The sequence below is a fragment of the Rhizobium sp. BK098 genome (assembly GCF_014193155.1).
Lineage (GTDB): Bacteria > Pseudomonadota > Alphaproteobacteria > Rhizobiales > Rhizobiaceae > Rhizobium.
In genome coordinates this window covers 300,090-314,772 of the sequence record NZ_JACHYY010000001.1, presented here as the reverse complement: position 1 = coordinate 314,772, position 14,683 = coordinate 300,090, and the positions used below count along the sequence as shown (strand labels likewise).

13 protein-coding genes and 1 pseudogene are annotated in these 14,683 nt (G+C 60.5%); 6 read left to right on the top strand and 8 right to left on the bottom strand.

Translation table 11 applies throughout. The annotated features are described in order from the left end of the window. Positions 1 to 63: 63 nt before the first annotated feature. Positions 64 to 1,248 carry a benzoate/H(+) symporter BenE family transporter gene (locus FHT73_RS01510; RefSeq protein WP_183709438.1) on the bottom strand — a complete coding sequence of 395 codons (1,185 nt, stop codon included), beginning with the start codon at positions 1,246 to 1,248 and terminating at the stop codon, positions 64 to 66. A 190-nt stretch (positions 1,249 to 1,438) separates the two neighbouring features. Between FHT73_RS01510 and FHT73_RS01505 the strand changes: the two genes are divergently transcribed. The 3 genes and pseudogenes from FHT73_RS01505 to FHT73_RS01495 all read left to right on the top strand — a co-directional run bounded on the left by FHT73_RS01505 (position 1,439) and on the right by FHT73_RS01495 (position 3,788). After that, positions 1,439 to 2,224, top strand: coding sequence for a DeoR/GlpR family DNA-binding transcription regulator (locus FHT73_RS01505; RefSeq protein WP_183709436.1), 786 nt, complete (start codon positions 1,439 to 1,441; stop codon positions 2,222 to 2,224). Positions 2,225 to 2,246: 22 nt separating this feature from the next. Beyond that, a pseudogene (locus tag FHT73_RS01500) lies at positions 2,247 to 3,439 on the top strand (MFS transporter). Next, positions 3,405 to 3,788, top strand: a complete 384-nt coding sequence (locus FHT73_RS01495; protein ID WP_183709434.1) for a VOC family protein — start codon at positions 3,405 to 3,407, stop codon at positions 3,786 to 3,788. The pseudogene FHT73_RS01500 and the gene FHT73_RS01495 overlap by 35 nt, the downstream one beginning before the upstream one ends. 197 nt (positions 3,789 to 3,985) lie before the next feature. On the opposite strand, the gene FHT73_RS01490 is transcribed toward FHT73_RS01495, so the two are convergent. Next, the gene (locus FHT73_RS01490; RefSeq protein ID WP_112340662.1) at positions 3,986 to 4,573 is read right to left on the bottom strand and encodes an ATP-dependent Clp protease proteolytic subunit; all 588 of its coding nucleotides are present in this window, start codon (positions 4,571 to 4,573) and stop codon (positions 3,986 to 3,988) included. A gap of 231 nt (positions 4,574 to 4,804) precedes the next feature. On the opposite strand from FHT73_RS01490, the gene FHT73_RS01485 reads away from it, so the two are divergent. Next, a complete protein-coding gene (locus tag FHT73_RS01485) occupies positions 4,805 to 5,617 on the top strand; it encodes a DUF2076 domain-containing protein (RefSeq protein WP_112604843.1) in 813 nt (270 codons plus the stop codon). A gap of 59 nt (positions 5,618 to 5,676) precedes the next feature. On the opposite strand, the gene queF is transcribed toward FHT73_RS01485, so the two are convergent. Continuing rightward, positions 5,677 to 6,141: a preQ(1) synthase gene (gene queF, locus FHT73_RS01480; RefSeq protein WP_112604840.1), complete on the bottom strand. Its 465-nt coding sequence runs from the start codon at positions 6,139 to 6,141 to the stop codon at positions 5,677 to 5,679. Position 6,142: 1 nt separating this feature from the next. Next, positions 6,143 to 7,057, bottom strand: coding sequence for a CDF family cation efflux transporter EmfA (emfA, locus tag FHT73_RS01475; RefSeq protein ID WP_183709432.1), 915 nt, complete (start codon positions 7,055 to 7,057; stop codon positions 6,143 to 6,145). A 405-nt stretch (positions 7,058 to 7,462) separates the two neighbouring features. On the opposite strand from emfA, the gene bluB reads away from it, so the two are divergent. Continuing rightward, positions 7,463 to 8,203, top strand: coding sequence for a 5,6-dimethylbenzimidazole synthase (gene bluB / locus FHT73_RS01470; RefSeq protein WP_246712036.1), 741 nt, complete (start codon positions 7,463 to 7,465; stop codon positions 8,201 to 8,203). A gap of 86 nt (positions 8,204 to 8,289) precedes the next feature. Here bluB and FHT73_RS01465 read toward each other — a convergent pair whose 3' ends face one another. From FHT73_RS01465 to FHT73_RS01455, 3 genes are all read right to left on the bottom strand, one after another. Beyond that, positions 8,290 to 9,075, bottom strand: a complete 786-nt coding sequence (locus FHT73_RS01465; RefSeq protein ID WP_183709430.1) for a TIGR02117 family protein — start codon at positions 9,073 to 9,075, stop codon at positions 8,290 to 8,292. A gap of 53 nt (positions 9,076 to 9,128) precedes the next feature. Further along, on the bottom strand, positions 9,129 to 11,318 hold the full coding sequence (locus FHT73_RS01460; RefSeq protein WP_183709428.1) for an anthranilate synthase: 2,190 nt from the start codon (positions 11,316 to 11,318) through the stop codon (positions 9,129 to 9,131). Positions 11,319 to 11,583: 265 nt separating this feature from the next. Next, a complete protein-coding gene (locus tag FHT73_RS01455) occupies positions 11,584 to 11,949 on the bottom strand; it encodes an antibiotic biosynthesis monooxygenase (RefSeq protein WP_183709426.1) in 366 nt (121 codons plus the stop codon). 123 nt (positions 11,950 to 12,072) lie between these two features. Here FHT73_RS01455 and FHT73_RS01450 point away from each other — a divergent pair, with 123 nt between their 5' ends. Next, entirely contained in the window at positions 12,073 to 12,972 is a 900-nt protein-coding gene (locus FHT73_RS01450; RefSeq protein ID WP_183709424.1) for a LysR family transcriptional regulator, read from the top strand. A gap of 12 nt (positions 12,973 to 12,984) precedes the next feature. On the opposite strand, the gene FHT73_RS01445 is transcribed toward FHT73_RS01450, so the two are convergent. Further along, positions 12,985 to 14,508, bottom strand: a complete 1,524-nt coding sequence (locus FHT73_RS01445; protein ID WP_183709422.1) for an ABC-F family ATP-binding cassette domain-containing protein — start codon at positions 14,506 to 14,508, stop codon at positions 12,985 to 12,987. Positions 14,509 to 14,683 lie beyond the last annotated feature (175 nt).

Here is a 14,683-nt window from a genome sequence, read left to right as displayed (position 1 = left end):
TTGCGCCATTCAGCTTCATGGCCGCGCTTATAGCCGCCGGATCAAAAAGAAGCAACCCCTCGCCTACTTCTTCAGCATCTGCACGCCGCGCGACAGCGCCAGCATCAATCCGCCTGCGATCAGCCCCCAGAAGGCGCCGGAAATCCCGCCGAACGATACGCCCGATGCCGTCACCAGAAAAGTGATGGCGGCGGCCTCGCGTGATTCCGGCTGCTGGAAGGCGTTCAAGGCGGAATTCGAAAGCGCACCGACCAGCGCCAGGCCGGCCACCGCCTCGATGAGAACAGGCGGCGCCAGTGCCACGAAAGCCGTCACAGCACTCGCCAACAATCCGAGGATTACATAGCCGATGCCGGCGACGATCGCCGCCCAATAGCGCCGCGCGGGATCGGCATGCGCATCTTGTCCGGCGCACATGGCGGCGGTGATCGCCGCCAGATTGACGGCATGACCTCCAAAGGGAGCGGCAAGCAGCGAGAACACGCCGGTCACGGCAAACAGCGGACCTGGCTTCGGATCGTAATCATGCACCTTCAACACCGCGATGCCGGGAATGTTCTGCGACGCCATCGTCACGATGAATAGCGGCAGCGCTATGGACACGATGCCGGCAAGCGTGAAGACCGGTTTCACGAATTCGGCCGTCGGCAGCAGCGAATGTTCGAGCGAGGCAAAGGCACCATCCGGTATCTTCACGCCGAAGGCCAGCACCAGCGCGAAAGCGGCAAGTGCCGCTGGCACCGCCCATAGCCGCTTGAAAGACCCAACGACGATCCAGGCAAGGACGATCGGCAGACCGAAGGCGGGATTAAAGGCAATCGCTTTGACGGGCGCAAAGCAGAGGCCGAGCAGAACACCGGCCAGCATGGCATTGGCGAGCGGCGCCGGGATTGATGCGACCGCCCGGCCGAAAGGCCGAAAAAGCCCGGCAATAACGATCAATATGCCGCAAACGAAAAATGCACCGACAGCTGCCGGGAAGCCGCCCTCGATCGCTCCGGCGCTCGCCAGCAGCGCCGCGCCCGGCGTCGACCAGGCAATGCTGATCGGAAGCCTCGTCGCCATGCTGAGCACAATCGCGCAGAGGCCCATTGCCACTGAGAGCGCCGTCAGCCCGGAGGCCGCCTGCGCATCCGTGGCGCCCACCACCTGCAGACCGTTAAAGACCACGGCGAAGGAACTGGCAAAGCCGACGAAAGCCGTAAGGCATCCCATGAAGAGGCTTTGGATGGAAAAATCTTTGAGCATGGCGGCGGAGACTCAGAGGCGATGATCGATTGAAACCGCATGGAGCATCACAAGCATCGGGCGTGCAAGTGCAGTTCTGGACGAACTGACGGCGGGAAGGCCGATCGATCGCCGTCTGTATCATGCATGATTCAAATCGTGTACAAATATGCAAATTGACTCTCTCATTTATGCACGTTAATGCATAATCATGAGCAATCCACTCCCCTTGTCCCGCCGGGACGTTATCGAAGCGCGGCTCGCAGAGGGCCGGCAGATCGTTGCTGCATCTCTGGCTGTCGAATTCAACGTGTCCGAAGATGCCGTGCGCCGCGACCTGCGGGCGCTTGCCGCAGAGGGTAAATGCCGCCGCGTCTATGGCGGCGCGCTCCCCCTGCTGACACCATCGCAGCCCATGGCCGCCCGCGTCGGACAGGAATCAGGCCGTAAGAAAGCCTTGGCCAAAGCCGCCGTTGCGATGATCGAGGCAGGCGAATTCCTGTTTTTCGACAGCGGCAGCACCAATCTCGCAATAGTCGATCTTCTACCGAAGGATCTGAAAGCGACCATCGCAACGAATTCCATTGATATCGCCAGCGCCATCATGAAGCGCGGCGATATCCCGCTTGTCCTGATCGGCGGCGCCGTCGATCCCGTCGTCGGCGGCAGCGTCGATGCGTCCGCCGTTGCGGCCATCGAAGCCATGAACATCGACCGTTGTTTTTTGGGCGTCTGCGCCGTTTCGGCAAGAAACGGCATCAGCGTGTACGAACATGCAGATGCGATCTTCAAGCGGACGCTACTGAAGAGAAGCGCTGCCCGCATCGCATTGATTACTTCGGAGAAATTTCACGAACGCGCACCGCACCGCATCGGTGGCGCCGACGATATCGACTGGCTCGTTGTCGAGGATGACTTGCCTGCCGCAGACGAAAAGGCGGCCTCAGACGCCGGCTTCTCGCTCGTCAAAGCAAGCGACGTCACGTCATCCTCCTGATTTCGAAAGACAAGAAATGACCATGCAATCCACGGATCGGCCGGAAACCCGGCTGGCAACACGACTTGCTTTTCTGGTCGGGGGCGCTTCGCCCTCGCCTGCTGGGCTCCCCTCGTCCCCTTCGCCAAAGCTCGCCTCGGGGTCGATGACGGCGTGCTTGGCATGCTGCTGCTTTGCCTCGGCCTGGGCTCGGTGGCGGCGATGCTGGCGACCGGTATGCTGAGCGCCCGATATGGCAGCAAGCCGATCATCATCGCGAGCGGCCTCGGTCTCGCGCTCATTTTGCCGACGCTGGCGGTGGCGAGCACGCCATTCACCCTCGGCATTGCGCTGGCAGCCTTCGGCGCCTGCCTCGGATCGCTCGACGTTGCTATGAACATCCACGCCGTCGAAGTGGAGAAAGGCGCGGGTCGGCCATTGATGTCCGGCTTCCATGCCCTGTTCAGCATTGGCGGCTTTATCGGCTCCCTGCTCGTCACGCTTTTGCTGTCGATCAAGGCCAGCCCCTTTGCCGCAACGCTTCTAAGCTCGGCCGTGATGGTGGTCGCCATGATCGTCGCGTGGCCGCGACTGTTGCGGACCGTCCCCGCGGAAGACGCCCCGCTTTTCGTTATGCCACGTGGCTTCGTCCTGCTGCTGGCGGCTCTTGCAGCCATCACCTTCCTTGTCGAAGGCGCCATCCTTGATTGGAGCGCGCTTCTCCTCACCACGCAAGGCCGGGTTGATGCAAGCCATGGCGGCCTCGGCTACATGCTGTTTGCCATTGCAATGACGGCGGGCCGTCTGAGTGGCGATGCCATCATCGCAAGGGTTGGAGACAGGGCGGTCATGCTATGGGGCGGCATCGTCGCGGTGGCAGGCTTTGTCATCCTCCTCCTCAGCCCGATCACAATCCTCGCCATGGGCGGTTTCCTGCTGATCGGTCTTGGCGCCTCCAACATCGTCCCGGCGCTCTTCCGCAAGGGCGGCGCGCAAAAGATCATGCCGCCGGGCCTTGCCGTCGCGGCCATCACCATGACGGGATATGCCGGCGTGCTGGTCGGCCCCACCGGCGTTGGCTTCGTCGCGGATCATCTTGGCCTGCCCGGCGCCTTCTGGATGCTCGCTCTGTTGCTCTGCATCGCTCCTCTCTGCGCCGGCATCGTTACCCGCAATCACGAACAGGAACAGGGAGAGACCAATGCGGATCGCTCATACCGCTCTATGGACGCATGATCTCGATGCCGCTGCGAATTTCTGGGAGACCTATTTCGGCGCGACCGTCGGTGAACCCTATCGAAGCCAGCGACGGCCTGGCTTCGTCTCCCGCTTCATTTCCCTGCCGGAAAGCAACGCCCAGATCGAACTGATGACCGGCCCCTGGCTTCCCTGTGACCCGCAAAGTGAACGCATCGGCTGGGACCACATTGCCATATCGCTCGGCAGCAAAGCTGCCGTGGATGCGCTGGCTGAACGATGCAAGAGGGATAACTGCTTGAAATCAACGCCGCGCACCACTGGCGACGGCTTCTATGAGGCTGTCATCACCATGCCCGAGGGAACACCGGTGGAGATTACCATCTAGGAGGCGCACTCCGCTTGTAACTTAAGCTTTCGAGTTCGCCGCTCCTCGGAAACGTTGCAGTTCCCGAGTGGCGAAGGCTGGCGGCGGAGATTTCTGCCGCCAGCTTTGGGCTTTATCAAAACTGATTCATCGCAAAACGCCCCCGCATGCCATCCGGCAAGAGAGGGCGCTCAATTCAATCGGGAAAACCCGTCAGATCAGATCTCTGCCTGCGAGGTCACGATGCGCGAGACCAGGCCGTAAGCCTTGGCTTCTTCAGCAGAAAGCCAGTAGTCGCGGTCCGTGTCCTTGGCGATCTTTTCGATCGGCTGGCCGGTGGCTTCCGAGAAAATCTTGTTCAGGCGCTCGTTCATCTTGATGATCTCGCGTGCCTGAATTTCGATATCCGAGGCCATGCCGCGCGTGCCACCCGACGGTTGGTGCAGCAGGAAGCGCGTGTTCGGAAGGCAAATGCGACGCTCCTTGGGAGCGGAGACATAGATCAGCGCTCCGGCGGAGGCGACCCAGCCCGTACCGATCATCCAGACCTTCGGCTTGATGAACTTGATCATGTCATGGATGGAATCGCCTGATTCGACGTGGCCGCCGGGCGAGTTCACATAGATGCGGATGTCATCGTCGCTGGCGGCGGAAAGCGCCACGAGCTGCGAGCAGACCTTCTGCGCCAGTTCCTGCGTGATGCCGCCATAGATGAAGATCGAACGCGACTTGAAAAGATTCGCCTCCGCGTCCTTGCCCAAGGGCTGCTCGGTCTTCTTGTCTTCCTGTTCGTCTTCGTCGTTCATTCAACTCTCCAGCATGATGCGTCGTTCACCGCACATAGTGCGACTCAATGCGTAAAACAATGCCGGAAAAAGACAAGGCGGGAATAGCGGCTGACAACATGGTGTTATGGTTGCGGATTACCGAAATGTAACTTGAATGGCTTTGAAAAGCCGAGATTTGATCCTACGTCAGGTGAGCGCGGTCGAGGACTGCGTTACGAATTTGCAGCACGGATAGCCAAGGAGGCCATCATGTCGCCGGAAGAACGTCAATTGCTTGCTTCTCTCTTCGATCGCGTGCGCGGTGCCGCCAGCACGCAGCGCGACGCCGATGCAGAGGCCTTCATCAACCAGTCGGTCCGCGACCAGCCCTATGCGCCCTATTTCCTGGCGCAGGCCGTCATCATGCAGGAACAGGGCATGAAGGCTGCAGCCGATCGCATCCAGCAGCTCGAAGCCCGCGTGCACGAGCTCGAGCAGCAGGGCGCCGACAACCATCCGCAAGGCCAGAGCGGCGGTTTCTTGGGCGGGATCGGCTCGCTCTTCGGCGGCGGCCAGCAGCAGCGCGCCGCCGCACCACAGGGTAGCAACCCGCAGCAGCAAGGTCGCCTCTATGACGATTATGCCCGCAATGCGCCTCAGCCCGGCCCTTGGACTGGCCAGCCGCAACCACAGCCGTCAGGCCCTTGGAGCCAGCAGGCATCAGCGCCTTCGGCCGGCGGCAGTTTTCTGCGCGGCGCGCTTGGCACAGCGGCTGGCGTGGCCGGCGGCGTAATGCTGGCGGAATCACTTTCCAGCCTCTTCAGCCCGCATCTGGGCGGAACTGGCGGCGGCCTCTTCGGCGGCAATGCCGGCAGCGGCCTTTTCGGTGGAACGGCGGCCAATGCAGCCGAACAGCCGGTGCAGGAAACGATCATCAACAACAACTATTTCGGCAATGACGATAATAGCGATCAGAATGATCAGAGCGCGGCCGATTACGCCCAGGATGCTGCCCAAGACGCTCAGGACGACGATTATGATGACTCGTCCTATGACAATGGCGACGACAACTCGTTTGCCTGAGCCGCAACCTCATCGCATCTAGCAGAAAAGCCGCCATCTCCGGATGGCGGCTTTTTCATTCAGCCTCGGCCGCGATAGGGCTGCACGCCCTGATCCGGCAGCCACACACCCTCTGGCGGCTTGCCGGTCTGCCAGAAGACGTCGATCGGAATGCCGCCGCGCGGATACCAGTAGGCACCGATGCGCAGCCACTTCGGCTGCAGCAGATCCACCAGGCGCTTGGCGATATAGATCGAGCAATCCTCGTGGAAAGCACCATGATTGCGGAAGGAATGCAGGAAAAGCTTCAGTGATTTCGATTCCACCAGCCATTCGTTCGGAATGTAGTCGATGACGATATGGGCGAAATCCGGCTGACCCGTCATCGGGCAGAGCGAGGTGAATTCGGGCGCGGTGAAGCGCACGACATAATCGGCGCCGGCATGGCCGGACGGCACCTTCTCCAGAACGGCCTCTTCCGGATTGCTGGCCGTTTCCGTCTGGTTGCCGAGCATCGACAGGCCGGACACATCGGTCTTTGGCATCTCAGGTCTCCTTGATCACTTTGACGCGGATACCATGGGCTTTCTCGCCCTCCGGCTCCACATGAATGGTTATTTCGGCGCCCGCATGGATCGCCCTTATGGCATCTTCAAGGCGGTCGCAGATTCGATGGGCCTCCCGCACAGGCATGGCGGCAGGCACGACCATATGAAAATCGACGAAGGTCACTGCCCCCGCCCTGCGTGTCTTGAGATCGTGCACGCCAAGCGAGCCCTCGGCATTCCCCGCGATCGCATTCTTGATAGTCTCCTCCTCTTCCGGCAGGACGGCCTTGTCCATCAATCCGTCAATCGAAGTGGAGATGACCTTCCAGCCCTGGTAGAGAATGTTGATGGCAACGAGAATGGCAAGCACGGGGTCGAAGATCGGCTGGCCGGTGCCAAGCGCCAGCAATAGCCCGATGAGCACGCCGATCGAAGTATAGACATCCGACATGATGTGCTGGCCGTCCGCCGTCAAAGCCGGCGAGCGATGCGTCCGCCCGGCCCGGATCAGCGTTAGGGCCCACACGCCGTTGATGACGCCGGCGACAAAGTTGATGGCGAGACCCAGCACAGGCGCCTGCATCGGCTGCGGATTGCCGAGATGCCCGACCGCTTCCTGCACGATCATCAGCGCCGCAACGACAATCATCACACCTTCTGTAACGGCAGAGAGATATTCCGCCTTGTGATGCCCGAAGGGATGATCGTGATCGGCCGGCTTCTGCGCGTAACGGATGACGAAAAAGGCGATGAAGGCGGCAACGACATTGACGAGCGATTCAAGTCCATCAGACAGAAGCGCAACAGAGCCCGTCAGCCACCAGGCCAGCATCTTCAGCCCCATGACGCCGAGCGACAGCGGAATGCCCCAAAAGGCGAGCCGCCTGATCGTATCGTTTCCTTGAGCACTCATGCCCTTCTCCAGTATCCCGCGCCGTGCTTATGCGAATGAATTGCAAAAAAGGCGCCGTTGAAATGCAAAACCGCCCGCGCGGATTTTCGCGCAGGCGGCTTATTGACGGTCCATATGGGCCAGGACTTCGCGTTTGTCAAAGGCAGTCATCTTTTCACACGACAATTCGTTGCCGATGTGCGGATTGAAGGAAGCGCCATCCGGGCAATACATTCGCGGAACATGAGGAAGACGTTTCCTAAACCGCCGTTCCACGACAATTGGAAGCCGATAATGCGCTCGCCTGAGGAAAATCGTCCTGGTAGTTTGGCTTGCCATCCAGCACTAAGCTGTGCTTCAGCCTGGTGTGCGAGGGTCGGCGATACCGGCCGATACGCCGCCGCCTAATGAAAATCATGGTTGAACATGCCCGCTCCTGAAAAGACTGCCGATGATACACCGTCCATCGCCGACGCTCCCGCGGGTGTGTCGGACCATCTGGTCACAGCCGGGGCATTTTCGGAGGGGGAACGCAGCGCCGTCTATCGCGCCATCGAGACCCGGCGTGACGTGCGCGACCAGTTCAGACCCGATCCCCTTCCCGATGATCTCGTCCGGCGCTTGCTCGAGGCGGCCCATTCGGCACCGTCGGTCGGCTTCATGCAGCCATGGAACTTCATCCTCATTCGTCAGCCAGAGACGCGCGAACGCGTGTGGCAGGCCTTCCATCAGGCCAATGAGGAAGCCTGCGCGATGTTCGAGGGCGATCGCCGCGCGCAGTATCAGCGGCTGAAGCTCGAAGGCATCCGCAAAGCGCCGCTCAGCATCTGTATTACCTGCGACACCAAGCGCGGCGGTCCCGTCGTGCTCGGTCGCACGCACAATCCGGATACCGATGTCTATTCGACCGTTTGCGCTGTCCAGAATCTTTGGCTAGCAGCAAGAGCCGAGGGCGTCGGCGTCGGCTGGGTCAGCATCTTTCATGAGGATGCCATCAAGGCGATCCTCGGCATACCCGAGCATGTGAAGATCGTCGCATGGCTCTGTGTCGGCTATGTCGACGAGCTCTACGACATGCCGGAACTCGCCGTGAAAGGATGGCGTGACCGCCTGCCGCTCGACAAGCTCGTCTTCGAGGAAGGCTGGCAGGACTGCGAGGATATGTGAGGGCCGGCGATTTCCGGCAACTCCAGGCATTGGTGATGAAACCGCAGAATGCTGACGTTCTTCTGCGCCCAGCAAGTCAAACCGCCTCAAGGCAGGGCGTGGCGTGCTACAAAGCGTTTATCGTCATTATGCAGCCTCAGGGACATTCGCAGCATCCACGGCAATGACGTCCAAAAGCCGGAGGTCAATCCAGCCTGCCTCAGCGCGGCAGCCGTCCAAGTATTGCATCCCATCAGCGCGTTGAAATAACCCTGCGCTTCGAAGAACGCATCGTTTGGCCCGTAATTGCTGCCAGGCAGAGGTATCGGGCCACTGTCGGAGCGATCAAAGCTGGTAAGGATGAACTGCTTCAACCGCTCCAGCCCTTCGGCATCGATGTCGACGACCGTCACAGCCGATGCATCCAGCGGGATATCGCCCCCCAGCTCCGCATGAATGACGGAACGGTCCAGCGCGAAACTCTTCAACACGGGACCAGCCTTCAAATCGGCCCATGTCCGCGTCTCCGTATAGAAGCTCCGGCCACCCCAGCCGAAAACGAGATAGCGGAGGTTGGGATTGTCGAGATCGAGCCCGGCAGTCCGCAGGAAGGCGAAACGTGTGAGGAGATCGTCATCGACGGGTATGGCGACATCCGTATGGATAGGGTTGCTGAGCATGAGGATTTGCTGGAATCCCTCAGCTTTCGCGGTCGGCGCATCGTGCCAGAGCGGCCGTGGCACCACGATGCCGAGGCAGCCGAGGAGCCCGACGGCAAGAACGACGTAGAGAACGCCCTTGAATATCCTTGAGATCACCGACTGAACGCCCCCGCCATCATTCAATTCTTCCAGCGGTTTGTTGGCTCTTTCAAGGCATAAAAATAGTCCCATGCACTTTTTCCGAGTGCATGGGACTAGCAAATTCTGCGCTCCAAACGCTGGCCTCAGGCGGCCTTCGTCTTCGCCCGCCGCGCCAGATGCGCCACGACATTCTCGATCATCCGCATGCCGGCATCGCCGCCAAGCGTCATGATCGATTCCGGGTGGAACTGCACGGCCGCGATCGGCTCCTTCACATGCTCGATGCCCATGATCGTGCCGTCTTCGCTCTCGGCCGTGATCATGAAGTCGCGCGGCAGGCTCGACGGATCGGCAAAGATCGAGTGATAACGACCAACGGTCACTTCGCGGCCAAGACCGGAGAAGACCAGACCGGGCTCCAGCACGCGGATGCGCGAGGGCTTCCCATGCATCGGGATCGCCAGATGGCGCAGCTCGCCGCCATAAGCTTCGGCTAGGGCCTGCAAGCCCAAGCAGACGCCGAAGATCGGCAGGTTGCGCGCCCTCGCCTTCTTGATCGTCGCCTTGCAATCGAAATCCTTCGGATTGCCGGGACCAGGCGATAGCACGACGAGATCCGGATCGAGCCGGTCGAAAACCTCTTCCGGCACCGGCGTACGCACGGTCGAAACCGTCGCACCCGTCTGGCGGAAATAGTTGGCAAGCGTGTGGACGAAGCTGTCTTCATGGTCGACAAGCAGGATCTTCACGCCCTTGCCGACGGAAGCGACGTCCCGTTGCTGTTTGCCGGAATTGCCGGCCTTGGCATCACGGATAGCGGAAAGCATGGCGGAGGCCTTCAATTCGGTTTCGGCTTCTTCTTCCTCGGGGATCGAGTCGTTGAGCAGCGTCGCGCCGGCCCGCACCTCGGCAATACCGTCCTTGATGCGAACAGTGCGCAGTGTCAGGCCGGTGTTCATGTCGCCGTTGAAGCCGACCATGCCGATCGCGCCGCCATACCATGCGCGCGGGCTCTTTTCATGACTCTCGATGAAGCGCATGGCCCAAAGCTTCGGCGCGCCGGTGACGGTGACGGCCCAAGCGTGGCTGAGGAAACCGTCAAAGGCATCCATGTCGTCGCGCAGGCGGCCCTCGATATGATCGACCGTGTGGATGAGGCGCGAATACATTTCGATCTGCCGGCGGCCGATAACCTTGACCGAGCCTGGCTCGCAGACGCGGCTCTTGTCGTTGCGGTCGACGTCTGAGCACATGGTCAGCTCGGATTCGTCCTTCTTGGAGTTCAAGAGCTTCAGGATCTGCTCGCTGTCGGCGATCGGGTCGTCGCCGCGTTTGATCGTGCCCGAAATCGGGCAGGTCTCGATGCGGCGGCCGGATACGCGCACGAACATCTCAGGCGAAGCGCCGACGAGATATTCCTGATTGCCGAGATTGATGAAGAAGGAATAGGGCGACGGATTGATCGCCTTCAGGCGCTTGGAAATATCCGATGGCTTGCTCTCGCAGCGCTCCATGAACTTCTGGCCTGGCACGACTTCGAAAAGATCGCCCTTGCGGAAGCTCTCCTTCGCCTTGACCACCAGCTCGGCATATTCGCCGGGGCGATGATCGCTCTTCGGCGGAATGGCATCGGTGTGCCAGAACGGCTCGGGCGCGATCTCGTCCGATTTACCCTCGGTCGATACGCCGCCCTTGGCGAAATCGTACCGGTCGATCCAGGCCTTGGCGGAATAGTTGTCCACCACCAGGATTTCGTCGGGCAGGTAAAGCACCATGTCGCGCTGGTCGTCCGGGCGCTTGAGCTTCAGATCGATCGCGTCGAACTGGAAGGCGAGATCATAGCCGAAGGCACCGTAGAAGCCGATGCTGGCATCCGCCTGCGAGTAGAAGAGGTCGGTCACGGCGCGCAGCACGGTGAAGACCGTCGGCATCTTCGAGCGCTCTTCCTCGGTAAAGACGCGATCCGGCGTCTTTACGGTCAGATCGAGCCGGCGGGGCGTCGAGGCGCCAAGCACCACTTCGGAAACTGTCTTCAGCTTCTCCGCGATGAAGCCGAGGATGACCTCGCCGCGCTCGTTGTAGGCTTCGATCCAGACATCGCGCCCGTTGCAGGAAAGACCGAGCGGCGGGTCGACGATGGCGGTGTCCCAGCGTGTATAGCGGCCGGGATATTCGTAATTGGAGGAGAAGACAGCGCCACGGCGCTCGTCGAGTTTGTCGATATAGGACGACACTGCATCCGCATAGGGCGTCGGCCGGCGCTGCCGGGTGACGGTGATGCCGCCCTTCGTCTCGTAGATTTCCGCACCGTCATCCCGAAGGATCGTTACCATTGTTCCTCACTCCGTTATCGGGCCTGGATGACAGGCGGCCAATATAACAAAAAAGCCGCCTCGAAATCTCGGGCGGCTCACTCGTCGTCTTTGAACACGATTGGTCGAGGCCGCCTCAGCGAGCCCACCACCAAACTGCGATGTTGTTCAAGGACATGTTCATGGCAGGAATTGTTAGCGTGAGATGCCGCGATGCGCAAGCGGAAGATGGAAGGAAATTTCCGGTATGGGATAGCAGCTTCCGCCCGCGATCGATCAAGGTTCGTTAGACGCGACCACTTTCGGAATGGCGGAGCTTCGGCAAAACCAGATCGCCAACGGTGTAGGTATGGAATTCGCTTGTCGAAACGTCGTCGAGCCTGCGGAATTTCTCGACAAAGACCGGATCGGAAAAGAAATCGTCGACGTTGCCGGCGCCTTTGATGGCTTCGATATTCACAACCGTCAGACCGTCCGTGCTCTTGGCGAGATTGCTCCAGAGGAACCCTTCTTTCCTTTCGGCGACGTAGTGAACGACATCCTGGATCACGCGGAAGGCTTCTTCCTGCTTGCCGGGATGAACGTGGATGACATTGACGATGAAGGTGGTCGGCTGCGGCTGGGCGATGAAATGTGCGGAATTCGTATTCATTGCGGTTCCTTCTGGAAAAGCGGCGTCATTGCCGCGCCGACACTGGATATCGAGGTTGAGATAGCGGATAAATGATCCGGTATTCTCATAAGATCGGAATTATATTCCGCAATCGGAGTGGCGATGGACAGGCTTGGAACGCTCGGCATCTTTGTGCAGACGGCGGAAGGTGGCAGCTTCGTCGCAGGCGCGCGACGGCTTGGCCTCTCCAGTTCCGCCGTGGGCAAGGCGATCGCCCGCCTTGAGCAAGAGATGGGGGTCCGCCTCTTTCACCGCTCGACCCGGAGCATGACCCTGACCGAAGAAGGCAGCTTCTTTCTCAACACCTGCCGGCACATTATCTCCGAGCTGGATATGGCTCAGACAGAGCTTTCGAAATCGCACGCGGCTCCTCGCGGTCATCTTCGCGTCAGCCTCCCCCTGGCCGGAATGCTGCTGATGCCGGCGATATCGGCCTTCATGCGCACCTATTCCGATATCACGCTGGATCTGGACTTTACCGACCGGCTGGTCGATGTAATCGAGGAGCGATTCGATGCGGTCATCCGGACCGGCGACGTCAGGGACACGAGGCTGATGAGCCGCAAGCTCGGCACATTCCGCTTTCAAATCGTCGCCGCACCCGACTATCTGAAAGCGGAAGGAACCCCGCTTGCACCTGAAGACCTGCTGCAGCACAAATGCCTGCATCATCGCTATCCCAGCACGGGCAAGCTGGAGCCGTGGCCTCTGGTGCGCAATGGGGAGGAGTTGCGGCTCACCTTGCCGACGACGACGATCGCCAGCACTATCGAACCGCTCATCCATCTTGCCGAAAACGGATTCGGCATCACATGCCTGCCGCCCTTTGCCGTCAGCGCACAAATCGCCGATGGCCGGCTCGTGCCACTGCTCGAAGACCATATCGCGAAGACAGGCATCTTCCGCATATTGTGGCCCACAAGCCGCTATCTCTCTCCGAAAATACGGATCTTCGTGGATTTCATGGCGGCCAATCTGTTTTCGGAGCAGCCGGCCGCCTGAAGGCTGGCCTTCCTATTCTTGCACTCTCGCCGCCTCGAAGAACTCTTCTGGCCCATCCACCTCGACCAGCCGTTTCCGGTCGATCAGCCAGAAGCGATTGCCGACCGACCGCACGAAGCTGCGGTCGTGCGAGACGAGAAGGCAGCTTGCCTCATTTGCCGTCAGCTCGCCCTCCAACGCCTCCTGGCCGTCGATATCCAGATGGTTTGTCGGCTCATCGAGCAGGTAGAAGTTGGGATTGGTCAGCCGCAGCGCCAGCATGGCAAGCCGCGCCTTCTGCCCGCCGGACAGACGTCCGATTTCTTTGCCCTGCATATCGATATTGATCCCGACCCCGACCAGCAGCGTGCGGGCACGTTGCTCGCCGAGCTCGAACAGGCGCGTGATCATGCCGAGCGGCGTGTCCTTTTGGCCGAGATTGGAGAGCCGCTGATCGCTATAGCCGAGTACGATGGATGGCGTCGGCTTGATTGCGCCGCCGGCAGACGAATCGGCAATGGCCTTCCGGATCATCTCCACGAGCCGCGTCTTGCCCGCGCCATTCTGCCCGAGCAGCACGATGCGGTCGCCCTGGCAAATCCACTGCTGACCGGTCTTGAACAGCAGCGTACCGTCAGGCGTCGTTACCGCAGCCTCCTCCAGCGTCAGCAGCACCTTGGCGTGAATGCCGCGATTGGCGAGCTTGATCGAGCCGGAAGAGCGCTCGCGATAGCCCGGCCTCGCGCTGTCCTCCAGTTTCTCGGCCCGCGCCTTCAGTTGCTTCGTTTTGACGGTCAAGAGATCACTGCCGGAGTTGACACCGAGATTGTAGAGCTTGGCCGCCTGCTTGCGCAGCTGCTGTGCCGTCTTCATCTCTTTCTGATAGCGGCGTTCATCCGAAGCATCGACCTCGTCCAGCGCCGCCCGCGCCCGGCTATATGGCAGCGCATAGGTTTGCGACTGGTCCTGGCGCAGGAACAGGGTTCGATTGCAGACAGCGTCGAGGAAGGCACGGTCGTGGCTGGCGATGATGACGGGCACGTCGCGCGGCAGGGCATTCAGCCAATCCTCCAGCAACGCGATCTTGGCGAGATCGAGATGGTTGGTCGGCTCGTCGAGCAGCAGCAGGTCGGGCTCCGTCACCCAGACGCGGGCAAGCATGGCAAGCCGCTGCCAGCCACCGCTGAGCTGAGCCAACGTCCTCTCCCGCATCGCCTCTGGCACATCGAGCGAATCAAGGGTGACGTCGACGCGCCAGCTCTCGCTCTCTACCTGCTCCTTGGGCAAAGCGCGCAGAACGGCGTCATAAAAGGAGACATCCATAAGATCCGCCGGCACATTCTGTTCGACGTAGCCGACGCGCAAGCCTCGCGCGCGGGTGATCTCGCCCATGGTCGGCTCCTGCCTGCCCGTGATGCAGTTGAGCAGCGTGGTCTTCCCGCGTCCATTCGCGGCGACGATGCCGACGCGGTCACCGGCATCGACGGTGAAGTTGAGATTGGAAAACAGCGGCGCACTCATGGTGACGCCCAGATTGCGGAGATTGATCAGAGTCATGGTCTTTTCCGGTCTCGATCGAGCATCTCAAGGCATCGCCGGCGGCTCCTTTTGCCGCGCGAAATCGATGCCGATGGCCGTATCGGCCAATGCTCGAAAACATGTCATGACGCGGCCACGCGGATGCGTGAACTCGCGTCGCCCAAGGGGCAGACCAGGAGGAATGAGTGAGAAA